26 protein-coding genes are annotated in these 21,705 nt (G+C 35.7%); 10 read left to right on the top strand and 16 right to left on the bottom strand.

The window, feature by feature from the left end; all coding sequences use genetic code 11:
- A partial coding sequence (locus ACY65O_RS15615) for an alanine--tRNA ligase-related protein (RefSeq protein ID WP_462221789.1) occupies nt 1–717 on the bottom strand: 717 nt, incomplete at its 3' end.
- 289 nt (nt 718–1,006) lie between these two features.
- On the opposite strand from ACY65O_RS15615, the gene ACY65O_RS15620 reads away from it, so the two are divergent.
- From ACY65O_RS15620 to ACY65O_RS15635, 4 genes are all read left to right on the top strand, one after another.
- Nucleotides 1,007–1,978 carry a M23 family metallopeptidase gene (locus ACY65O_RS15620; RefSeq protein ID WP_462221790.1) on the top strand — a complete coding sequence of 324 codons (972 nt, stop codon included), beginning with the start codon at nt 1,007–1,009 and terminating at the stop codon, nt 1,976–1,978.
- A 58-nt stretch (nt 1,979–2,036) separates the two neighbouring features.
- Nucleotides 2,037–2,633: a MerR family transcriptional regulator gene (locus tag ACY65O_RS15625; protein WP_462221791.1), complete on the top strand. Its 597-nt coding sequence runs from the start codon at nt 2,037–2,039 to the stop codon at nt 2,631–2,633.
- 89 nt (nt 2,634–2,722) lie between these two features.
- Entirely contained in the window at nt 2,723–3,241 is a 519-nt protein-coding gene (locus ACY65O_RS15630; protein ID WP_462221792.1) for a TlpA family protein disulfide reductase, read from the top strand.
- 7 nt (nt 3,242–3,248) lie between these two features.
- A complete protein-coding gene (locus ACY65O_RS15635; protein WP_462221793.1) occupies nt 3,249–3,650 on the top strand; it encodes a hypothetical protein in 402 nt (133 codons plus the stop codon).
- Between the two features lies 1 nt (nt 3,651).
- Here the strand turns inward: ACY65O_RS15635 and ACY65O_RS15640 are convergent, their stop codons facing one another.
- From ACY65O_RS15640 to rsfS, 9 genes are all read right to left on the bottom strand, one after another.
- Nucleotides 3,652–4,752 carry a mechanosensitive ion channel family protein gene (locus ACY65O_RS15640; RefSeq protein WP_462221794.1) on the bottom strand — a complete coding sequence of 367 codons (1,101 nt, stop codon included), beginning with the start codon at nt 4,750–4,752 and terminating at the stop codon, nt 3,652–3,654.
- 63 nt (nt 4,753–4,815) lie between these two features.
- A complete protein-coding gene (locus ACY65O_RS15645) occupies nt 4,816–5,646 on the bottom strand; it encodes a hypothetical protein (protein ID WP_462221795.1) in 831 nt (276 codons plus the stop codon).
- 30 nt (nt 5,647–5,676) lie between these two features.
- The gene (locus tag ACY65O_RS15650; protein WP_462221796.1) at nt 5,677–6,477 is read right to left on the bottom strand and encodes a UDP-2,3-diacylglucosamine diphosphatase; all 801 of its coding nucleotides are present in this window, start codon (nt 6,475–6,477) and stop codon (nt 5,677–5,679) included.
- Between the two features lie 17 nt (nt 6,478–6,494).
- Nucleotides 6,495–6,734: a type II toxin-antitoxin system HicA family toxin gene (locus tag ACY65O_RS15655; protein ID WP_462221797.1), complete on the bottom strand. Its 240-nt coding sequence runs from the start codon at nt 6,732–6,734 to the stop codon at nt 6,495–6,497.
- Nucleotides 6,731–6,943, bottom strand: a complete 213-nt coding sequence (locus tag ACY65O_RS15660) for a hypothetical protein (protein WP_462221798.1) — start codon at nt 6,941–6,943, stop codon at nt 6,731–6,733. Before ACY65O_RS15660 ends, ACY65O_RS15655 begins: the two co-directional genes overlap by 4 nt.
- An 84-nt stretch (nt 6,944–7,027) precedes the next feature.
- Nucleotides 7,028–7,453, bottom strand: coding sequence for a gamma-glutamylcyclotransferase family protein (locus tag ACY65O_RS15665; RefSeq protein WP_462221799.1), 426 nt, complete (start codon nt 7,451–7,453; stop codon nt 7,028–7,030).
- Nucleotides 7,454–7,482: 29 nt separating this feature from the next.
- Nucleotides 7,483–8,097, bottom strand: coding sequence for a LutC/YkgG family protein (locus tag ACY65O_RS15670; RefSeq protein ID WP_462221800.1), 615 nt, complete (start codon nt 8,095–8,097; stop codon nt 7,483–7,485).
- 5 nt (nt 8,098–8,102) lie between these two features.
- Complete coding sequence (gene ftsH, locus ACY65O_RS15675; protein WP_462221801.1) at nt 8,103–10,193, bottom strand: ATP-dependent zinc metalloprotease FtsH; 2,091 nt, start codon at nt 10,191–10,193, stop codon at nt 8,103–8,105.
- Between the two features lie 83 nt (nt 10,194–10,276).
- Complete coding sequence (gene rsfS, locus ACY65O_RS15680) at nt 10,277–10,696, bottom strand: ribosome silencing factor (RefSeq protein WP_462221802.1); 420 nt, start codon at nt 10,694–10,696, stop codon at nt 10,277–10,279.
- Between the two features lie 125 nt (nt 10,697–10,821).
- Between rsfS and ACY65O_RS15685 the strand changes: the two genes are divergently transcribed.
- Nucleotides 10,822–11,574 (top strand): biotin--[acetyl-CoA-carboxylase] ligase, encoded by a 753-nt coding sequence (locus ACY65O_RS15685; RefSeq protein ID WP_462221803.1) that lies wholly within the window; start codon nt 10,822–10,824, stop codon nt 11,572–11,574.
- Here ACY65O_RS15685 and ACY65O_RS15690 read toward each other — a convergent pair.
- The 4 genes from ACY65O_RS15690 to ACY65O_RS15705 form a co-directional block, all read right to left on the bottom strand.
- The gene (locus ACY65O_RS15690) at nt 11,569–11,868 is read right to left on the bottom strand and encodes a DUF4157 domain-containing protein (protein WP_462221804.1); all 300 of its coding nucleotides are present in this window, start codon (nt 11,866–11,868) and stop codon (nt 11,569–11,571) included. The two genes, ACY65O_RS15685 and ACY65O_RS15690, sit on opposite strands and share 6 nt — an antisense overlap.
- Before the next feature lie 8 nt (nt 11,869–11,876).
- On the bottom strand, nt 11,877–12,260 hold the full coding sequence (locus tag ACY65O_RS15695; protein WP_462221805.1) for a hypothetical protein: 384 nt from the start codon (nt 12,258–12,260) through the stop codon (nt 11,877–11,879).
- A gap of 43 nt (nt 12,261–12,303) precedes the next feature.
- Nucleotides 12,304–12,777 carry a thioredoxin-dependent thiol peroxidase gene (gene bcp, locus ACY65O_RS15700; protein WP_462221806.1) on the bottom strand — a complete coding sequence of 158 codons (474 nt, stop codon included), beginning with the start codon at nt 12,775–12,777 and terminating at the stop codon, nt 12,304–12,306.
- Nucleotides 12,778–12,878: 101 nt separating this feature from the next.
- Nucleotides 12,879–14,591 (bottom strand): M23 family metallopeptidase, encoded by a 1,713-nt coding sequence (locus ACY65O_RS15705; protein ID WP_462221807.1) that lies wholly within the window; start codon nt 14,589–14,591, stop codon nt 12,879–12,881.
- 54 nt (nt 14,592–14,645) lie between these two features.
- On the opposite strand from ACY65O_RS15705, the gene ACY65O_RS15710 reads away from it, so the two are divergent.
- The 4 genes from ACY65O_RS15710 to ACY65O_RS15725 all read left to right on the top strand — a co-directional run bounded on the left by ACY65O_RS15710 (nt 14,646) and on the right by ACY65O_RS15725 (nt 19,185).
- A complete protein-coding gene (locus ACY65O_RS15710; RefSeq protein ID WP_462221808.1) occupies nt 14,646–14,942 on the top strand; it encodes a hypothetical protein in 297 nt (98 codons plus the stop codon).
- A gap of 104 nt (nt 14,943–15,046) precedes the next feature.
- The gene (carB, locus tag ACY65O_RS15715; protein ID WP_462221809.1) at nt 15,047–16,693 is read left to right on the top strand and encodes a carbamoyl-phosphate synthase large subunit; all 1,647 of its coding nucleotides are present in this window, start codon (nt 15,047–15,049) and stop codon (nt 16,691–16,693) included.
- Between the two features lie 69 nt (nt 16,694–16,762).
- Nucleotides 16,763–17,866, top strand: coding sequence for an SGNH/GDSL hydrolase family protein (locus ACY65O_RS15720; RefSeq protein WP_462221810.1), 1,104 nt, complete (start codon nt 16,763–16,765; stop codon nt 17,864–17,866).
- Nucleotides 17,867–17,994: 128 nt separating this feature from the next.
- Complete coding sequence (locus ACY65O_RS15725; protein WP_462221811.1) at nt 17,995–19,185, top strand: carbamoyl phosphate synthase preATP-grasp domain-containing protein; 1,191 nt, start codon at nt 17,995–17,997, stop codon at nt 19,183–19,185.
- 123 nt (nt 19,186–19,308) lie between these two features.
- On the opposite strand, the gene ACY65O_RS15730 is transcribed toward ACY65O_RS15725, so the two are convergent.
- Together ACY65O_RS15730 and ACY65O_RS15735 are read right to left on the bottom strand one after the other, a co-directional pair.
- The gene (locus ACY65O_RS15730) at nt 19,309–19,689 is read right to left on the bottom strand and encodes a hypothetical protein (protein ID WP_462221812.1); all 381 of its coding nucleotides are present in this window, start codon (nt 19,687–19,689) and stop codon (nt 19,309–19,311) included.
- Nucleotides 19,690–19,806: 117 nt separating this feature from the next.
- The gene (locus ACY65O_RS15735) at nt 19,807–20,394 is read right to left on the bottom strand and encodes an RNA polymerase sigma factor (protein ID WP_462221813.1); all 588 of its coding nucleotides are present in this window, start codon (nt 20,392–20,394) and stop codon (nt 19,807–19,809) included.
- A gap of 492 nt (nt 20,395–20,886) precedes the next feature.
- Between ACY65O_RS15735 and ACY65O_RS15740 the strand changes: the two genes are divergently transcribed.
- Nucleotides 20,887–21,705: ComEC/Rec2 family competence protein (locus ACY65O_RS15740; RefSeq protein WP_462221814.1), on the top strand; the 819-nt coding region annotated here is incomplete at its 3' end.

The raw sequence follows: 21,705 nt of genomic DNA on the forward strand, positions 1-21,705 counted from the left end.
GCCCATGCCTGTATCTACATGTTTTGATGGTAATTGCTCCAGGCTGCCATCTTTTTTACGGTTGAATTGTATAAATACATTGTTCCAAATTTCAATCACCTGCGGATGATCGTTATTCACCAATGTACTTCCATCCACAGCTTTTCTTTCTTCATCGGTTCTGCAATCCACATGTATTTCTGTGCATGGGCCGCAGGGGCCTGTGTCACCCATTTCCCAAAAATTATCTTTTTTATTGCCTAATAAAATGCGGTCTTCTGCAATAACTTTTTTCCATTCGTTAAATGCTTCTTCATCTTTTGGTAAACCTTCTTTGGCATCGCCTTCAAAAATGCTTACGTATAAACGGTCTTTATCTAATTTATAAACCTCGGTCAACAGTTCCCAGCTCCAGGCAATGGCTTCTTTTTTAAAGTAATCGCCAAAACTCCAGTTGCCCAGCATTTCAAATAAAGTATGGTGATAAGTATCTACACCCACTTCTTCCAGATCGTTATGTTTGCCGCTTACCCGTAAACATTTTTGTGTGTCGGCCACTCTTGGGTGGGGTGATATTTTATTGCCGAGGAAATAATCTTTAAACTGGTTCATGCCGGCATTGGTAAACAAAAGTGTAGGGTCGTTTTTAATAACAACAGGTGCTGATGGCACTATGGTATGGCCTTTAGATTTAAAAAAGTCGAGGAATTGCTGTCGTATCTCGGCACTTGTCGTCATATTAAAACTATTTATTTGGGTTGATTTTTGTTGTGTATCGGGCTATATTTGTAGCGGTGGCAAAGGTAAAGAAAAGGCCCCACCTATCCTCCCCCGAGGGGAGGGAAATGAAGGAGACGTAAGTGAAGAGGCAAAACATGATTAAAGATGACTAAAGAGATGTGGTTGAAGATTGCCCCGAATGCTTTCGTGATAAACTGTGCCAATGAAGCTATATAGAATTAATAAAGCCTGGTTCAAAAAACAACAAAACCCCAAAAAACAACGTTTGCTATTTAGACAATAAAGCATGAAGAAAATAAAATATTTCTATAACACCAACACACTCCGGTACGAAAAACTGGTTACGCCTTTTAGGGTAAAGCTGTTGCGGATATTTGGTTTTCTTTCGGCGCTTGCAGTTAGCAGTCTTATTATTATTAGCCTGTACAATAAATTTTTACCTAAGGCAACAGATAAAGAAACTAAACTGAAGTACGATAATTTAAAGGATAATTTTGGAGTGTTAAGCACCAAAGTTAAAACACTGCAGGAGCAAATGGCAGAATTAGAAAAACGGGACAACCAGGTGTACCGCTCTATTTTTGAAGCCAACCCTTTAAGTGACAGTGCCCGGACAAAACTTATTGAACAGAAAAAAGAACTGGAAAAAATAAGTTTAAAAAATGAAGATGAACTGGGTACCGACATTGCAAAAACGTTAAATAATATTACTGCCCGTGTGGCTTACCAGTTTGAAAGTTATGGCGCTATTGAAAAATTAATTAACAACCAGGAGAATAAACTGGCCAGCATACCTGCAATACAACCGGTAAGCAATAAAGAATTAAACAGAATTGCAAGCGGTTTTGGTATGCGGATACATCCTATTTATGGTATTGCAAAAATGCACAGCGGTTTAGATTTTACTGCACCGCAGGGCACGCCCATTTATGCAACCGGCGATGGAATTATTAAAACTGCCGGGCCGGGTACAGGTACGGGTAACCACGTAATTATCAATCATGGTTACGGATACGAAACAGTATACATGCACATGGTACGCATAAAAGTTAGAGATGGACAGCGTGTAAAACGTGGCGAAGTTATTGGATGGGTGGGCAGCACCGGTGCAAGTACAGGGCCGCATTGCCATTACGAAGTGCATATTAATGGCAGACCAGTTGATCCGGTGTACTTTTTCTTTAATGATTTAAATGCGGAGCAATACGACAGGGTATTGAAAATTGCAGCAACAGGAAGTGCAAAAAGTTTTGATTAAAAAAGTACTTGTGTTACAAAAAAAATATTGCTAATGTTTATTTATTTTTATAAAACAAATGGCTGAAGAAAAACAAATAGCTTTTGATTTTGGCAGCGCCCCGCCTGATGTAAAAGATGCAGCGCTTACAGTTTCGGAAATTGAAAAAGCCGAAGTAATTGCTGTAGCTGCAGATGAAATAAATATTGAAGTAAATGATGAGGTGCTTGATTTAACTGCAATAACCACTGTTACGGCTAAGCCTAAAAGAAAAAGCAATAAAAAGCAAACCCGTGGCCGCATGAGTTTGAAAGATATGGATGCCGGTGTGGATTTAATTGAAGTGCCGGAAGATGAAGTGCTTTTTGAGAAAATGTATTACCCCATTGGCACCGTTGCAGCTATGTTTAAAGTAAATCAAAGCCTGATACGTTTTTGGGAAAATGAATTTGATGTTTTAAAACCAAAGAAAAATGGTAAAGGCGACCGTTTGTTCAGACCAGAGGATGTAAAAAATTTAAAACTCATCTATCATTTATTAAGAGAAAGAAAATATACTATTGAAGGCGCCAAAGATTTTATTAAGAATAACAAAAAGGCAGATGAAAAATTTGCTATGATTGAGTCGCTGAAAAAACTGAAAGGTTTTTTAAATGAGTTGAAGGCGAACCTATAACCCGTTATTAACAAAATTAGTTTTTGTAAAAGGGTTTTTAAACTGAACTTTAACCTCTTGAACTTTTTCCACCAATTAATTTATTTTGAATGAAATTTTTAGCTACACTTTTAGTTTGCAGTTTATTTATTGCTAATGCATACAGCCAGGCCCAATACGAAATTTTAAAAGATGAAAAACATCCTGAAGAGCATATTTTTCGGGGTATCATAAATAAATATGTTGTGCAAAACGATACCAGTTACAAATGGTACAACAGCAGCGCCAACAGTTACAAACCCGATACTGCAACCATCTCAGCTTTTGAAAGAGCAAAAACTAAAGTACAGTTTGTAGTGTTTGGTGGCACCTGGTGTGAGGATACACAATTTGTATTACCTAAATTTTTTAAATTGCAGGAGATGAGTGGTGTTGCAGATACTGCCATTACTTTTTTTGGGGTAAACCGGGCAAAAAAATCTTTAGCAAGCATTGCAGACGCATTCAACGTTATAAATGTGCCTACTATTATTATTATGAAAGATGGTAAGGAAGCCGGCAGAATTGTGGAATATGGCAAAACAGGTAAATGGGATAAAGAGCTGGCGGATATTTTAAATACACTCTAAAATAAATATGGAATTTCTTACAAAGCAACAGGAAAGTTTTTGCGAAAATGGAGGTTTGTTTGGGGTGATGATTTCCATTACCTGTTTAATACAAATGATGATTGTTATGAATCCGCACTGGATACCATTTACAATTATTGGCATTTATATTTTATGTATTACGGCGTTTGTTTTGTTAATGAAAAAATCTATACATGCTTTAGGGCTTCTTTTTATAAGCAGCATTTTAGTTTTTTTGATGGAAGGGTTTATGATTTTATCCAGTACCTTCTCGCTGGTACTTTTAATACTTTTAATTTATTTGATTGTAATTGTTGCATTGCTGTACACAGGCAATATTCCCCAACAAATAAAAAAGAAAAATATTGCAGTTTTGGAAGAGGAGCAACAATGGAATAATATTTTGTAAACTATTCCGGTAATGATTGTTTGTTTACCAGGCTGTCGAAAATATTTGAGCTGCTCATGGTTATTTTATTTTGTTCCAGTATATCTTTCACCGCAAAATTCACCGTTTCTTTAATACTGATAAATTCTTCCAGTGCTATTGGCACAGCAAAATATTCCGCAACAATTGTTATACCCGCTTTACTAATTTCTGTTAGATGTACATTGTAAGAAGTGAGCTGCGTTTTTGTTTCCAATAATTTTTTTATTTCAGTAATGCATTGTTGTGCTGTTGCTGCAGTTGTTTCAGGCGACAATTCTAATTTAATTTCGGCACGGCGATAGGTACGCATGCTCCAGTTATCTACCAAGCTATCTACCATTTGTTTGTTGGGTACGGTTACTAATGTTTTATCAGCAGTGCGGATACGGGTGCTGCGTAAACCAATTTTTTCCACTGTACCCGTTACGTTATTTACTTTTACCGTATCGCCTGCGGTAAATGGCTTATCAAAAAAAATAATGAAGGAAGCAATTAAATTTTCAAGGCTTTCTTTAGCTGCTAATGCAACGGCTGCACCCACAATGCTTATGCTGGTTAATAAATTGCCTACCGGCTGATTAAGGCAGGCTTTAATCAGCATCAGTAAACCAATAATGCCTACCACCACTTTTAAAAAGTCACGAAAGAAAATAATTAATTGGTCATCGCTTTTATCTGGTGTAATAGCGGCTTTTTGCCCCAGCACCAATGCTATAAAATCAATAATGCGTAATAAAAATCGTGTAAAAGAAATAATGATAAGGCCAATGCCCAGCCTTGTAAAAATATCATCAATAGCATGACCGTAAATTTTATATTGCCATGCAGCAGGAAAATTTAATTTATCAATTGTAAATACGGCCAGTAAAATAAATAAGAACCATTCCAGCGGCTCTACAACCAGATCCGTAAACGATTTTTTTTCAACATTTTTCCAAAGGCGGTGAAATAAACGGTACACCACTGCAGCAATATACCTGCTGAAGTATCTTTTTAAAATCAGCATCAGCAAAATAATACCGCCTGCAATGCAGTAACTCCTGATGGTGTTGTCTAAATAAACCTGGTCTAAAAAATCCATGTAATAAAAATACGATAAAGCCGTGAATGGTGAATGGGCGATAGCGAATTAAAAATGAGTAATTTATTTTACGCTGTAAATATATATCCCATCATCTTTTAACAGATAAACTTTTCCGTTGATAGCTTTTATTTCAGTATTGTTTGCAATAAAAGCTGGTAATTTATATTCTTTTAAAGTAAGTGAATTTAACTCGTAACTGTACAATTTGTTATCGGCAAAACCGTACATATTTTTTTCTGACACCGCTATATTTTTCCAGTTTAAAAAAGGCAGCCTGTTTTTAAAAGCACCGTAATAATCAAAAATGTAAAAGCCTTTTTCTGCATCGTACAGGTAAACAAAATTTTCTTTGTCGGTTAATTGTGTTGGAGATGGCACAGAATCAAATAACATCCTGAAATCGGTAGTTTCCTGTAACAGTTTTCCATCTTCATCAATTTTTTTAAGTTTGTAATCCTGTTCGTCAAACAGCCAAATATTATTATCATAAGAAGTAGCTATACTTTGTACAGTAAAAATATTTTTTTTACGAAAATTAATACTGTTGCGGATGTTTAGAAATCTGTCTAACATTACCACTGTTGCAAAACTTTTATAGTACAGTAAAATTTTTAAAGGATTGGTAACATCAATGTAAGAAAGATTTCCATAGCGTTTTACATCATTAAAAACCCCAACAGAATCGCCGTTGCCATTTATTTTTTTTAATTGGTTACCTGCGGTAATAAGGTAAATATTATCAAGATTATCTACATTAAAATTTGTGTAATTACCTTTGATGATTTTAAAAAAAGAAAAAGCAGAATCGTTTTGCGCTTGTGCAGCAAAAGGTATTGCCACAGAAGCACAGAAACACAGAAAAGAAAGTGATATGTTTTTTATTCTTTGCAAGTTTTATTTTTTATATAAAATTCAATCTTCTTATTCTTCGTCTCCATTTTCCCCTTTAGGGGATAGGGGCTCGGGCTTATAATACTTCAATTCCAAATGCTCTCCATCAAACACCGCATAACTGTCGTACTTTATCCAGTCGCCTAAATTAATGTAAAGGCTGCTTGCCGGTAAGTTAAAGTTTATAGGCAAATGCCGGTGGCCAAAAATAAAAAAATCATAGTGTTGTTGTTGTAAAATTTCTTTACAATAAATTATAAGCCATTCTTTATCTTCTCCTAAAAAAATTTCATCAGTTTGCCCGGTTTGTGCCCGGCTTTTACGGCTGAAATAATTTGCAATGCCCATTCCAATTTGCGGCGGTAAAATGCCAAACAACCACTGACAAACTTTATTCCTGAATATTTTTTTAATGAATTTATAACCATGATCATCGGGGCCTAAACCATCACCATGGCCTATTAAAAATTTTTTACCATTAAATTCAAAAGGCACGGGCTCAAAATAAACGGGTATATTAAGTTCCTGCTGAAAATAATTTTTCATCCACATATCGTGGTTGCCTGCAAAAAAATGAATGGGGATCCCGCTGTCGGTAATTTCAGCAAGCTTACCCAAAATGCGGACATAGCCTTTAGGTACAACCATTTTGTATTCGTACCAAAAATCAAACAGGTCGCCTACAATAAAAATTTGTGCAGCATCTTTTTTTATTTCCTCTAAAAATGCGATAATTTTTTTTTCTCTTATTAAACTTTCGGGTGCATTGGGTGCACCAAGGTGAAAATCGGAAAGGAAATAAATTTTTTTATGTGGATCAATCTTTGGCAATAGAAAAATATTGAGGTCTAAAAAAGTTCATTGGCAATTTCGTCTTTGGTTTTACCCAAATGCAGAGCAACATCGTTAACTATTGATGATAGTGTACCTAATTTTAGAGGATTGTGATTGGGGATTGTAATATGGTGTGTACCATTAAACGTAGTGGTTAATCTTATATGGCTTCCCTTTTGTCTCGAAACTTCGTAACCAAATTTTTGCAGGGCTTTTATTAATCCTGTAGCATTAATATCTCTCGGCAATCTCATAAAGTAATTAATTCTTCTTTAACTAAATGCAGGCGAATTAATTTAGGTTTATTTTCATCGTCTTCCTCATAATAACAATCAACAGCTTCTTTTACATTATTTCTTAATTCTTCCAATGTTTCTGCTTCGGTAAAAATGGCTTCACCTAAGGCACGGGCAGTATAACCACCTTCCAGCGCTTCTTCTATCAAAAAAATTACTTCAGTCATAAACTTCTTTATTAGTTATAATCAAATATACAAATTATGTATGAGGAGAAAGAATATGGGCTTTTGATTGCTACTGGCCTGATACTATTTATTTTTCTGTTGCATATATTGCAGCACATCGCCTGATGCAATTTCGGTAAGCCCCTCAACGGCACCATTAAACCAATATATCCATGCGGTATGTTGCTGATTATTTAAAATTACTGTTGCAATTTCTCTTTTATATAATGGTGCTTCTCCTTCCTCGGGAAATAAACCTTCGTAATCGTCTAATTGCCCAATAGCATAAGAAAATTCTTCAGCATTATTGATAGCATACAATTCTCCAATAATAAATTTTTCTTCTTCAGTTGGTTTAGCAACAGGATAATCTCCTGCATCATATAATTTTCCATTTACCACAGCCTTGCCTATTAAAGTAAAATATTTGGAAAGGTATTGATAAGCGGCATGGTGAAATCCGCTGCGGAGAGAACCGTAAACAAACAGTTGATGTGTTTCGTTTTGCATTATGCATTAAAGATAAAGTAAAATAGCAATTATGCATCTACCAAAAAACAATACACTTCTTTTGGGCCGTGCACACCTGTAACCAAAGTTTTTTCAATATCGGCAGTGCGGCTGGGGCCACTGGCAAATGTTATAAGTGATGGAATATTACCTGCATATTTTTCTTTAAGCATTTGCAATGCATCTTTAATATCGTACACTAATTGATTGGTATAAGCAATACAAATATGAATGGGGGCGTACACACTAACCGTACGTCCGCTTTGTTGTGCAGCACTCATTACAATTGTTCCTGTACGGGCTACTAAAAATTCGCAACCGGTAATAGAAGCATCGCAAGTGGGAAGGTTTATAGTGTTGCTAAAAGCCGCATTCCATTTATCTTCATTACAATAAATTTTTGTCCATTGCTTTTCAGCAATCAATTTTTGTATTTGCTGCAGCATATCTTTTTCATCGTTGCAAAAAGCAAATTTACCCTGCAGTTGTACAAACTCTTCTGCAAACACCACTTCCAAATCGTCGGGTGCCGGAAAAAAAATAGAATTATTTCCTTCGCTATTGGGAAACGGCAAAGGCGCCGGATTACTCAGCGCCTGCCTTATTTTTTTTAAAATATTTTCTTTTGCCTGCGATACAGCCATGGCTTTTAAATTTGTGGCGGATTTTTTAATTCTTCCGGTATTGTTGTTGAAGGCCCTTCACTAACTTTATCTTCATCCTTAATATCCAGTGTTTTCTTTTCTTCGTAAGGCCTTTTACCAATCAAAGCCTCTACATCACTTTTAAACAACACTTCTTTTTTCAATAATTCCTTAGCCAGTTTTTCTACGTCACCCTTTTTTTCAGTAAGTAATTTTTTAGTAATCTGGTAAGCGTTATCAATTAGTTTACGCACTTCTTCATCAATCATCTTACCTGTTTCTTCACTAAAAGGTTTTGTAAACATATTTTCCTGGCTGGGATCGTAATAACTGATGTTACCTACCTTATCATTCATACCATAAACAGTAATCATGCTGTAAGCAATTTTTGTTATCTGCTGTAAATCGTTACTTGCCCCGGTACTTATTTTTCCAAAGAAAATATCTTCACTTGCCCTGCCACCCAGCGTCATACAAATTTGATCCATCAATTGATCAGTATTGTACAGGTATTGTTCTTTTGGAGTGTACTGTGCGTAACCTAACGCAGCACTTCCTCTTGGCACCACCGTTACTTTTAATAATGGGTAAGCATGTTCTAAATACCAGCCGCATATTGCATGGCCAGCTTCGTGGTATGCAATAATTTCTTTTTCTTCAGGAGAAATAATTTTATTTCTTTTTTCCAATCCGCCAATAACCCTGTCAATAGCATCCTGAAAATCGCTCATGTCAACAGCTTCTTTACTTTTTCTTGCAGCAATCAATGCAGCTTCATTACATACATTGGCAATATCTGCACCGGCAAAGCCAGGTGTTTGTTCGGCCAATTTATGTATATCTAATGTTTGAGAAATTTTTATTGGCTGCAGATGCACTTTAAAAATAGCTTCTCTTCCAACAAGATCCGGACGGTCAATAGTTATCTGCCTGTCAAATCTTCCCGGACGCAATAAAGCACTGTCTAAAACATCTGGCCTGTTGGTAGCAGCTAAAATTATAATACCTAAATCGGTACCAAAACCATCCATCTCTACTAATAATTGATTTAAAGTATTTTCTCTTTCATCATTACTCATCATCACATTTTTTCCTCTTGCTCTTCCTATCGCATCAATCTCATCAATAAAGATTATACAAGGCGCTTTTTCTCTTGCCTGTTTAAATAAATCTCTTACACGGCTGGCACCAACACCTACAAACATTTCAACAAAATCACTTCCGCTTAAACTAAAGAAAGGCACTTGTGCTTCGCCTGCAACGGCTTTAGCTAAAAGCGTTTTACCTGTGCCGGGAGGGCCAACCAGTAATGCGCCTTTTGGAATTTTACCTCCAAGGGCTGTATATTTTTTTGGGTTTTTTAAGAAGTCAACAATTTCCATTACTTCTACTTTTGCTTCATCCAAACCGGCAACATCGCCAAAGTTTATATTTACCCTTGTGCCTTTATCAAATAAAGTGGCTTTAGATTTTCCAATACTGAATATGCCTCCGGGGCCACCGCCACCGCCTGGACCACCCATTTTACGCATCATTAATACAAACAATAAAATAACCAGTATTAAAGGAATAAAATTCATCAACTGCCCAAACCACTCACCTTCATTTACAAAATCGTCTGGCACTTTACTAATTCCAGGATTGGGTTTATATAACTCTTCTTCCATTTGGGTTGTAAAAGTTTTAGGGTCGCCAACAGTAAAATACACCTGTGGCTCTTTTGCTTTTTTCAACGCTTCAAGTTTTTTTGCAGCATCTTCATCTTTCCAAAGTGCTTTATAAAAACTGTCATTTGCTTTTATGCTTTCAGGCTTTAAAAATACCTTTACAATAGAGGGTGTTTTGTTAGATACAATAAGTATTTTTTCAACATCGCCCTGTTTTACCATTTCGTAAAACTTCAATTTGTTAGTGGCAATCCCTTCGGTACTTACGCCCCTGAACATATTATAGGCTATTAAGCCCACAAAAATAATTCCGTATATCCAATAAATATTTAAACGGTTTTTTTTCTTAGGTTCTTCACCGGTTGGAGGGGTGCCGTCCGGGCCAAATTTTTTATTAGCATTTTGCTGATTCATGTTATTTTTTGCCATTGTTTATTGAGTGCTTGTAGCTTAGTAAGGTTTACTATTGTTGTTGACGGTTTTAACCGGTTATTATTTTAAATAATCAAAATTTATTTCTTTTTTTTCAAATCAATATGTTCCATCCCCGGCGCATCGCTCCACATTTCTTCCAGCTGATAAAACTTTCGTGGCTCCGGTAACATAATATGTACTACCACATTTACATAATCAATTAAAATCCATTGCTGCGCCTGCCTGCCTTCGTGCTTATAAGGTGCTTCATCACAATTATTTTTTACTTCTTCTTCTACAAAATCTGCAATGGCTTTTAGCTGTGTATTACTGTTTGCCTGGCAAATAATAAAAAAATCTGAAACGGCTTCGGGTATTTTACGCAAGTCGAGGCTTAAAATATGTTCACCCTTTTTATCCTGTATGGCTTTAATTATGGCTTTGAAGATTTTGCTGTTACGGGTAAGTTTTACTACAGTGCTTTTTTTTCTGGTATTTAAAACGTTAAGGTTGTTCAAATTGAAATTATATTTTTTGGGCCGTATTTTTTAATAACGGCAATATTAAACTTTTGTTATTTACAAATGAGCATGTAGCTTGCAACTAATGGCAAAAGTAACACTTCTTTGTCATTTGAATAAGTATGCCCGATAACGCTTTTTTTAAAATATTGGACAGTGTTGACAGTACCAACAATTATGCCATGGCAAAAGTTCGGCAAGGAATGGCAAAACATGGAATGGCCTTTGTTACCAAAGAGCAAACTGCTGGAAAAGGACAAAGGGGTAAAACCTGGAGATCTATATCAGGGCAAAGTATAGCCATGAGCCTGATTTTAAAGATGGATATGCTGCGGATAGACCAGCAATTTTACCTGAGTATTTGTATGGCTTTGGCGGCAAATGATTTTTTAAATAAATATTCAGGCGGACAAACAACAATAAAATGGCCTAATGATTTGTACTGGTGTGACAGAAAGGCAGCAGGTGTGTTAATTGAAAATGTGGTGAGCACCGGGCAATTACAAACACGAAACTGGCAATGGGCTGTAGTTGGTATTGGCATAAATATAAATCAAACTGATTTTGATGCATCGCTGCCCAACCCTGTTTCATTAAAACAAATAACGGGAAAAGAGTATGATGTTATTGTACTTGCAGAGGAATTATATTATTTAATGATGAAATGGTTTGATAAACTTTTAGAGAAAAATTACAGCGAATTGCATGCAGCATATCTTCAACAGTTGTATAAAAAAAACGAAAAAGTGAGGTTGAAAAAAGAGAATGCAGTTTTTGAAACAGTTATTAAAAGTGTAAATACGCAGGGGCAGCTAATTACACAGGATGCTATTGAAAGGGTATTTAATGTTGGCGAAATTGAATGGATATTATAAATCCTCGGCGGCTCTGGCTTCCACTTCAAACTTATTATTGCAGTAGCCTTTTTTTAAACTTTCCCAAACATATTTAATTAGAAAAAGCAGGTAACCATGCTGCTTAAACTGCTGCACATGGCAAAGCTCGTGCTTAACCCATTTTTTATTTTGTAAAAATTCATTTGTAGAAGTATTGTGCAGATGAATAGTTTTGCCCAACACCATTGCTGCACTGCTGCTGCGTAATTTTATTGCAGCAATTTTTGCAAGCCAGGATTTTTCTTTTATGTGAAAAGGGGTTTCTTCTTTCAATGCAAGTATTAATTATTAGGTGCGCCATTGTCTATCCAGCAAATAACGGCATTTATTTGTGCTTGAGATATTGTGCCTGTTTGTGGCATTGCGCCAGAAAGTATTTGGGCACGAATGTTAGATTTTTTTGCATTTATTTCTGTATAACTGGTAAACGCTCCGCCAGAGTTTGCGCTGCCGGCAGCATGGCAACTGCTGTTAGTAGCACATAATGATTGAATTATTGGCTGCACATCGGCTGCAAATTTAGGAGCAACGCTTGGATTGCAGGAAAATGTTCTGCCGCCACCGCCTGTACCACCACCGCCAGTTGTGCTATCGCTTTTACTGCAGGCTGCAAATATTATTATTGTAAATATTAATGGTACCGCAACTAAAACTATTTTTTTCATAACTGTAGTTTAAAATATTTAAATGTTATTAATGCTAACGCATTTATTTTTCTATTAGTTGCCAGGCATTTAAAATTTCTTCGGTATGCTGCTTGCTTTTTGGCTTTAAAAATATTTTTTTAACAATTCCTTTTTCATCAATTAAAAAAGTGGTGCGGTGCAGGCCCATATAAGTTCTGCCGTACATTTGTTTTTCGCCCCATACGCCATAAGCATCAATAATTGTATGTTCGGGGTCGGTAATTAAAGTAAAGGGTAAATTGTATTTGGTTTCAAATTTTTTATGTTTTTTTTCTTCGTCGGGGCTTACGCCTAAAACTGTAAAGCCCTGTTTTTTTAATACACTAAAATTATCTCTCAGGTTACAGGCCTGCACTGTACATGTTGGTGTATCATCTTCGGGGTAAAAATATAATACAACTTTTTTTCCTTTATAATCTGCAAGAGAAACAGGTTTACCATTTTGATCTTTGCTTTTAAATGCCGGTGCTTTGTCGCCTTCTTTTAATGTTGTCATAAATGGTTGATTGGTTTATTAGTTTATTGGTTTATTAGTTCGTTTTTTTTACGAGTTAACTAATCTGCAGGATACTGTGCATAAACTAATCAACCAATAAACTACTTGGTAAAATGATAAATTTTCTCCGTCACATTCCCCACCTGATCTTCTGCAATAATTTTTAATTCATGCTGACCGGGAGGGCACATTTCATCAAAAGTATAAATAAATGTTTTGCCTTTATCATTACTAAAACGAAGCCAGTTGCCATCTAAAGTTGCTGTAAATTTTTTAATTTCTTCGGTGTTATCAGTAATAACAAAAGCCAGGCGGTTTAGTTTAACGGCATTCATACCATCTCTTACACCAATGGGAACAATCTTTGGCGGAATGGTATCAATCATTAATTGAAAATTTCCAAACTCACGAAAACTTGCTTTATACCACCCATTTTCAAATTCGGCTTTAGCATAATCATCTTTATTATTTGCAAACCGATGCATTACTATTTTATCGGGGAAAGACGCACTGGCTTTTATTTTTATTGGAAAGTACGCCTGCACGGGTACACTGGTGTTGTGCAACTGATAAATGGTATAACCTTCCTGGGGAATTATTTCATTATACCTGAAACGGACAGAATCGTACAATGCGTTTTCAGACAAATAAAAACTGATGGAATTGTTTTCAAACAAATTAATAAAACCCGGATGAAAAAAAGTTTGATTTAAAAATGGCGATGTTTCTTTTTTTATTTTTTCTGCAACACCCGGTCCACGTTGTATATCAAATTTTAAAAAGGAAGTATTTCCGTTGGCATCCTTTACTGCTATTTTAATTTTATGTACACTGTCATCTTCAATAACAATTACACCATCGCCATTTACAGGTTTATAAATGCTGTTGTTATATCCTGCCAGTCTTGATAAATGCTGTACATAAGGCCCGCCGCTGCTTTTTAATTTATAATCGATATGGGCATTTAAATAACGGGTTTCATCGTAACTGATACTGTCTAACTGAAAACCAATAACCGGCGATTCATCTTCATACAAAACAGCTTCGTAAATGCCGTTGCGGTTATTAGATGCCGAGTATCTGTCAAAAGCAGTAATACCAAAACTTACTTTATCGGTATTGGTAATTATTAAAGCTGGCGAAGTAATATATACACCATTTACTTTTTTTAAAGTATAAAATTTAGGGCTTTGTTCGTAGGTACTAATGCACCTGTCGTACACTGCTAAACGCAAAATATCCGGTGCTACATTATCTACTATGGGCAAACCAAAAAGCGAAGGGTTTAAAACTTTATCTGTTTTAGTATCCCTTATTTCAAAATGTACATGTGGCCCCTGGCTGCCGCCCGTATTACCGCTGTAAGCAATAAACATCCCCTTTGTTACCGGAAATAAATTTGCAGGGATATCTAAAAAAACTTTCCAGCTTTTTAATTTATACTGCTGCTCTTTTACATATTTTTCCAGCTCCGGCATAAAATTATTAAGGTGGGCATATAATGTAGTTAAACCATTGGGGTGATTAATATAAATGGCCCTGCCAAAACCATAAGGCTCTATTTTTACTTTAGCAATATAGCCATTGGCAGCAGCCAGCACGGGCAGGTTTTGTTTTTGATCTGTTCTGCAATCTAAACCCATGTGATAATGATTGGGCCTGAGTTCGCCAAAATTGGCCACCAGGGCTTTAGTGGCACTAACTGGCCAGCTAAAATAATTTTGAGGATAATTTTTAGAAGGGAAAATTTGGGAAAATCCTGAAGCCGACAGTAAACAAAAACATATTAACGAAGCTGCTCTTAATAAATTCATATCTTTAATTATGGTGCAAATCTAATTTTAAATCACTATTAAAAAACAATTATCATGAGTGTAAATTCAAAACATATTGCTACGTTTTTATTAGGTGCAGCAGCAGCGTTAGCAGCATCAAAATACATGAGTATGACACCAGAAGAAAAAGATAAACTGGCCGGCGATTTAAAAGACAAAGCCAATAAGTTTAAAACCGAAGCTGAAAATTTTGCTGCAAAAGCAAAAGATTATTTTGAAGAATTAAAGACCAAAGGCGGTGAGGCATTAAAAGAACATATGGGTGATGCGGAAAAAACAATGAGTGATTTGTTTAATAAAAAAGACAAATCTGCCACCACATCCTCTTAGCTTGTTTTAGCAATGTGTAAAAAAAACTGTGCTTATTATGGCGCAGTTTTTTTATTTACGGCATTTACAATTACTTTTGCCTGCCTGCAAAAGGCAAACTACTTATGCCAATAGACAAATCCATCAAATCAGTATTAATTATCGGCAGCGGCCCAATTGTAATTGGCCAGGCCTGCGAATTTGATTACAGTGGTACACAAGCTGCCAGAAGTATAAGAGAAGAAGGGATAAAAGTTATCCTTATCAATAGTAACCCGGCTACCATTATGACGGACCCTATGATGGCCGACAGGGTTTACCTGCTGCCTTTAACAGTAGAAAGTATAGAACAAATTTTAGAAGAAAATGATATAGATGCCGTGCTGCCTACAATGGGGGGGCAAACTGCACTAAATCTTTGTAAAGAAGCCGATGAACTGGGCGTTTGGGAAAAAAATAATGTAAAACTGATTGGCGTAGATATTAAAGCTATTGAAAAAGCTGAAGACAGAGAAAAATTCCGCCTTTGGATGATTGAAATGGGCATACCTGTTTGCGAGGCAAAAATTGCCAACTCTTTTTTAGAGGGTAAAGAATTTGCACAGGATATAGGTTTTCCTTTGGTACTTCGTCCATCATTTACTTTAGGTGGTACCGGTGGTGGCATTGTTTTTAAAAAAGATGAACTTGACGAAGCATTAAACAGGGCTTTAACCGCCAGCCCCATACATGAAGTGCTGGTAGAAAAAGCGATACTGGGCTGGAAAGAATTTGAACTGGAATTATTAAGGGATAATGCAGATAACGTTGCTATAATTTGTACGGTTGAAAATTTTGACCCGATGGGGGTGCATACCGGCGACTCTATAACCGTTGCACCTGCTATGACGCTGAGTGATACTGCATATCAATTGATGCGTAATACTGCAATAAGAATGATGAGGGCATTAGGTAATTTTGCAGGCGGTTGTAATGTGCAGTTTGCACTTAATCCGCAAACAGAAGAAATAATTGTGGTGGAAATAAACCCCAGGGTTAGCCGCTCCTCGGCACTGGCCAGTAAAGCCACCGGTTACCCCATTGCAAAAGTTGCTGCCAAGCTGGCCATCGGCTATAATTTAGATGAATTAAAAAACCAGATCACTCAATCTACTTCTGCGTATTTTGAACCGGCATTGGATTATGTAATTGTAAAAATACCCCGTTGGAATTTTGATAAATTTAAAGGTGCCGATGATACGCTGGGTTTTCAAATGAAATCGGTAGGTGAGGTAATGGCTATTGGAAGAAGCTTTGCCGAGGCGGTACAAAAAGCCTGTCAGAGTTTAGAGAATGATGCTATAGGTTTGGGTTATTATGGAAAAAGTTTAATGACTTCGGATGATTTGATAGAGTATATCAAGATACCCAAGTGGGACAGGATATTCAGGATAAAAGATGCCCTTATGGCTGGTGCAAGTATTAAACGCATTTGCGAAAGCACCAAAATTGACCGCTGGTTTATTTACCAGATCCAAAAAATATGCGACTGCGAAAAAGAGATTGCCAAATACCATTTAAAAACTTTGCCCGATGATCTTTTAAGAGAGGCAAAAATTTTAGGTTTCAGCGATGAACAGATTGCAAAAATTATGAATGAAGAAAATGCAGAATTAATTTACGAAAGAAGAAAAGCAATGGGCCTTACCAGGGTGTTTAAAATGGTAGATACCTGTGCTGCAGAGTTTGAAGCGAAGACGCCGTATTTTTATAGTACGTTTGAAAATAAATAATAAGAATACAGTTTTTGTAAATGATGCTAACAGTTTTTTGCTTTGCTATGCCAGCGTAAATTAAAAAGCATGAAAACAGCAATAAAAAAAATCTTTTCCATACTGCTGGGTATTTTAATTGCTTTAATTATTTGCGAAATCATTTTACATTTTTACAATCCGCTTCCATTTGCTGTTGCTAAAGGAAAACTGGTACTTCCTGCAAACCAAAAAATAGTTTATAAAAATACCTGGATAAAAAAGTTAGACAGTAACATTAATTACTCCAGAAATTCTCTTGGTTTTCGTGGCCCCGAACCAACTGACAGTGTAAACAAATTATTATCCATCATTTGCATTGGCGGCAGCACCACCGAATGCCGCTTCATCAGCGATTCACTAACCTGGCCTTATCAGTTATCTCAACAATTAAAAGATAGTTTTCCGGCAATTTGGGTAAACAACGGCGGTGTTGATGGGCACTCTTCGTTTGGTCACCTGCTGTTATTAAAAGAATATATCACCCGGTTAAAACCAAAATATGTAACTTTTTTAATTGGTGCCAACGATGTGGAAACGGATAAGCCGCAGCAGTTTGATCTGATGAACGAAAAGAAAATTAATTTTCTATCAGCAAAAAGTTTTTTTAAATCACTTATAAATAAAACTGAACTGGGTTCTGCATTTTTTCAATTGTATGCAATAAGAGGAGCGTATAAAAAAGGTCTCATACATAAAGATGTTGACTTTGCAACACTTAAAGACAGTGTGTTACCCAACCAGTACAGTAATACAATTTTGCAAAAGCAAAATATTTATCTAACCCAATACCGGCAAAGAATAACGGAGATGATTGCTATTTGCAAAGCCAGTAATGTAAAGCCCATATTAATTACACAACCATCAATGTTTGGCAATTATACCGATAGCGCCACCATGATAAATATGGCCAATAAAATAATTCCTGATACTGAGCCTGTAACTAATGCAGCTGTAATGGAAAAAGTTTTGGGATTGTATAACGATGCGGTAAGGTCTTTCGGTAACGAAGTAAAAGTAATAGACCTTGCAGCATTAATGCCCAAAAACAGTATTTATTATTACGATTTTATGCATTATACTAATGCAGGCTGCAGTAAAATAGCCGCAATAATTTCAAGCCAGCTAATACCTTATTTAAAAACCAATAATTAGCACAAACAGTACAGCACAATTCATTTTGAAGAAAAACGAAAAGATGGCCAAAAAAATTTATTTTTGCCACCAAATTAAAAGAACCCCGGAGCAAACGATTCAGCTATTCACTTTTTTAAATTACAGTAATGCAAATTGTTAATCAAAACGAGAGTAAAGTTTCAGCAAAAAAGAAGATAATTGTTTTAGGCAGCGGACCCAACAGAATTGGTCAGGGCATTGAGTTTGACTACTGCTGTGTACATGGATTACTGGCTATTAAAGAAGCTGGTTATGAGGCCATAATGGTAAACTGTAACCCTGAAACTGTGAGTACCGATTTTGATATTGCAGATAAATTATATTTCGAACCTGTTTTTTGGGAACATCTTTGGGAAATTGTAGAGCATGAAAAACCATATGGTGTAATTGTGCAGCTTGGCGGGCAAACGGCTTTAAAATTAGCTAAACGCCTGCACGAAAAAGGCATAAAAATAATTGGTACCTCATTCGACAGCATGGATATTGCTGAAGATCGTGGCCGCTTTAGCGACATGCTGAAAGAGTTGGGCATTCCTTACCCCGATTATGGTACGGCTTACAATACCGATGAAGCTATTGAAGTGGCTAACAAAGTGGGCTACCCGGTTTTAATAAGACCGAGTTATGTTTTAGGCGGACAAAGAATGCGTATTGTTATTAATGATGAGGATCTGGAAAAAGGGGTGCTGAGTTTAATAAAACATTTGCCCGGCAATAAAATTTTAATTGATCATTTTTTAGACCGATGCCAGGAAGCTGAAATAGATGCCATTTTTGATGGCGATGATTTTCATGTAATGGGCGTGATGGAACATATTGAACCGGCGGGTATCCATAGTGGTGACAGTAATGCGGTATTGCCACAATTTAATTTATCGCCATTAATTGTGCATACTATGGAAGAGTATGCAGAAAAAATTGGCAGGACATTAAATATAAAAGCGCTTATCAATATACAGTTTGCCATTAAAGATGGTAATGTGTTTGTAATAGAAGCCAACCCAAGAGCCAGCCGTACCACACCGTTTATTGCAAAGGCTTACCAAATACCTTATTTAAATATTGCTACTAAAATAATGATGGAAGTAAATAAATTAAAAGATTTTACTTTCGAGAAAAAATTGACCGGCTTTGCCATTAAAGAACCGGTTTTTTCTTTCAATAAATTCCCCGGTGTAAATAAAGAACTTGGGCCAGAAATGAAAAGCACCGGTGAGGCTATACGTTTTATAAAAGATTTACGTGACCCATATTTTCGCCAGTTGTATAAGGAGCGTAGTATGCATTTAAGTAAATAATTTTAATTATAATTTTTTAGGCTAATAAAAGATGGGTTGCAATTTTTGCAACCCATCTTAGTAAATATATATCAGTTATAAGATTACTGGCTGGCCGGTATTAATAAAAAGAAAATGTATATTCTAATTACAGGCACATGCTTTTACGATTTGCAGCCTTTCCATTTCTGCTTCTACAGCCGGCAGGTAAGTTTTAAAATCTTCATAAAAAATCGTAATGAGATCGCTGGCTTTTTTTGCGTTACCAGCTTTTACAACCTTATCAACAACCGTTAATTTAGTAGTTAATTGCGGTAATCCCACTGAGTAGAAAGATGGTGCAATTTTGTGCAGTTCTTCTTCCGCAGTCACCAGGTCACTTTTTTTTATTAAAGTGATTATTTTTAAAACTGTGGGTTCGGTTTCTAAAAGAAATAGTTCAAATATTTCTCCCAGTTCATCTGTCATATCCTGGTAAAAATGCAATAAATAATTGCGGTCCAATTCTTTTACAGCAGGTTGCATAAAGGGTAGGGTGTAGTTTTTAAATTTAATGGAATTATTTAATACTGTCTTTAATTATTAATACAAAAAATGTATGCATAATTAAAAGAGGTTTAATTTTTTTATCTCTAAACAGGATTAAAATATTTCTGTCAATTCCATTTTGGTAATGATCTTTTTTATATTTAATAAACCATAACGCATACGCCCAAGAGATGTATTTTTGCTGTCTTTTGTAAGTGTAGAAATTTCTTTAAAGCTTAAATTGGCATAATGGCGTAAAATTATAACCTCTCTCTGGTTTTCAGGAAGCATATCGAGCAATTTTCTTACTTTTTCATACGTCTCTTCTTTAATAATTTTTTGTTCTATTCCAGGTTGTGCAAAATCAAGCACATCAAAAATATCTTTATCATCACTGGTTTTAATAACGGGATTGCGTTTAATTTTTCTAAAATGATCCATGCTCATATTACGTGCTATACACATTGCCCAGGGTAAAAATTTCCCTTCCCCTTTATATGCGCCGGATTTTATAGAATCAATAATGCGTATAAAAACATCCTGAAAAATATCTTCTGCCAGGTATTTATCTTTTATAAGTAAATAAATGGAAGTGTAAATTTTGCTTTTGTGCCTTGTTACAATTGTGGTGAATGCATTATTATCACCATCAATGTACAATTTAATAAGTTGATCGTCGGTAAGCTGTGTGGGGGTACGCATTGTTTTAATTTTTTGTTGTTAGTGTTTCATTTGGTTTGATGATTCAAAAGTAATTTCCTTATTGCCCTGATTTTAAATTTTTAGGCGAACCAACTTATATATCCGTTGAAACGCCTGAAAATCCGTTAAATGGCTTAATTTACTTAGTAGTTCAAGCATTATTTGTAAATATTTAATAGTATAATAACGATATAAAATTAACTTGACTTAAGTACTATTACTGCTTTGTATTAGTTGCTGTATCATTTAAAACAAGCGCTCATTATTCATTTAAATTACAGGTATAACTGAGTTTACTTGCTTCAATTAAGGTAAGCTATCAGTAAAGGGGGACTACAAAAAATCTTCATTAATATCTATCCAATTCTTAGTTATACTAAAAATTTGAAAGCAAAATGCCGATAAGATATTGACTGACGATACTGAGTAAGACTAATCCGCCTGTAACAAAACCATATTTGCTTTTTCCCTCCTTATTTTCTATTTTGAGGCATGCCCAAACCCCTTAGCATACCCGTTTACAAAACTGCACCATTTATCCGCCTGCTTTTACCCTTTGCTGCAGGGATAATTTTGCAATGGTATGTACAAATTCCACTGCCGGTAATTATAACGGCTGTTATTAGTTTTGGTGCAGCAAATACGCTGTTTTATTTTCTGCCACTAGCATTGCGTTTTAAATTACAGCTGGTTCAGGGTATTTTTATAAACTTATTACTGCTAACTTTTGGTGTATTAATTACCTGGCAAAAAGATGTGCGGCATACTAATGACTGGTTTGGCAATTATTATAAGAACGCTGATTATATAGTTGTAAAAATTGAAGAACCTGTAATTGAAAAAACAAAATCTTACAAAGCAGATGCTTTTGTGGAAACCGTAATTAATAATGATACTGCCATTGCCTGCAAAGGAAAATTATTATTGTATTTTTCTAAAGATAGCCTGGCACAGCAATTACATTATGGCGACAGGATTTTAATTAATAAAAATCTACAGCAAATAAAAAACTCCGGCAACCCCGGTGCATTTAATTACCAGCGTTACGCAGCTTTTCAGCAAACTTTTCATAATGTATTTTTAAAAGAAAAAGACTGGGTGCTGCTGCCCGGCAAAAATGTAAATGGTTTTAAACAATTTATATTTACAGCAAGAGAAAATATTTTAGCTACCCTGCGAAAAAATATTAATACCGGCAAAGATGAACTGGGAATTGCAGAAGCTTTGCTTATTGGTTATACTAATGATTTAGATAAAGATCTGGTGCAGGCTTACAGCAATACCGGTGTGGTGCATATCATTGCCATATCA

This window comes from Ferruginibacter sp. (assembly GCF_031430955.1).
Lineage (GTDB): Bacteria > Bacteroidota > Bacteroidia > Chitinophagales > Chitinophagaceae > Ferruginibacter.

Coding starts and splice junctions, on each gene's coding strand:
- ACY65O_RS15710 (WP_462221808.1), top strand. CDS start 14,646: ATGAGTGTAAATTCAAAACATATTGCTACGTTTTTATTAGGTGCAGCA.
- ACY65O_RS15620 (WP_462221790.1), top strand. CDS start 1,007: ATGAAGAAAATAAAATATTTCTATAACACCAACACACTCCGGTACGAA.
- ACY65O_RS15660 (WP_462221798.1), bottom strand. CDS start 6,943: ATGACTGAAGTAATTTTTTTGATAGAAGAAGCGCTGGAAGGTGGTTAT.
- ACY65O_RS15670 (WP_462221800.1), bottom strand. CDS start 8,097: ATGGCTGTATCGCAGGCAAAAGAAAATATTTTAAAAAAAATAAGGCAG.
- ACY65O_RS15630 (WP_462221792.1), top strand. CDS start 2,723: ATGAAATTTTTAGCTACACTTTTAGTTTGCAGTTTATTTATTGCTAAT.
- ACY65O_RS15635 (WP_462221793.1), top strand. CDS start 3,249: ATGGAATTTCTTACAAAGCAACAGGAAAGTTTTTGCGAAAATGGAGGT.
- ACY65O_RS15735 (WP_462221813.1), bottom strand. CDS start 20,394: ATGCGTACCCCCACACAGCTTACCGACGATCAACTTATTAAATTGTAC.
- ACY65O_RS15640 (WP_462221794.1), bottom strand. CDS start 4,752: ATGGATTTTTTAGACCAGGTTTATTTAGACAACACCATCAGGAGTTAC.
- ACY65O_RS15665 (WP_462221799.1), bottom strand. CDS start 7,453: ATGCAAAACGAAACACATCAACTGTTTGTTTACGGTTCTCTCCGCAGC.
- bcp (WP_462221806.1), bottom strand. CDS start 12,777: ATGACAACATTAAAAGAAGGCGACAAAGCACCGGCATTTAAAAGCAAA.
- ACY65O_RS15695 (WP_462221805.1), bottom strand. CDS start 12,260: ATGAAAAAAATAGTTTTAGTTGCGGTACCATTAATATTTACAATAATA.
- ACY65O_RS15725 (WP_462221811.1), top strand. CDS start 17,995: ATGCAAATTGTTAATCAAAACGAGAGTAAAGTTTCAGCAAAAAAGAAG.
- ACY65O_RS15625 (WP_462221791.1), top strand. CDS start 2,037: ATGGCTGAAGAAAAACAAATAGCTTTTGATTTTGGCAGCGCCCCGCCT.
- carB (WP_462221809.1), top strand. CDS start 15,047: ATGCCAATAGACAAATCCATCAAATCAGTATTAATTATCGGCAGCGGC.
- ACY65O_RS15705 (WP_462221807.1), bottom strand. CDS start 14,591: ATGAATTTATTAAGAGCAGCTTCGTTAATATGTTTTTGTTTACTGTCG.
- ACY65O_RS15730 (WP_462221812.1), bottom strand. CDS start 19,689: ATGCAACCTGCTGTAAAAGAATTGGACCGCAATTATTTATTGCATTTT.
- ACY65O_RS15655 (WP_462221797.1), bottom strand. CDS start 6,734: ATGAGATTGCCGAGAGATATTAATGCTACAGGATTAATAAAAGCCCTG.
- ACY65O_RS15720 (WP_462221810.1), top strand. CDS start 16,763: ATGAAAACAGCAATAAAAAAAATCTTTTCCATACTGCTGGGTATTTTA.
- ACY65O_RS15685 (WP_462221803.1), top strand. CDS start 10,822: ATGCCCGATAACGCTTTTTTTAAAATATTGGACAGTGTTGACAGTACC.
- ftsH (WP_462221801.1), bottom strand. CDS start 10,193: ATGGCAAAAAATAACATGAATCAGCAAAATGCTAATAAAAAATTTGGC.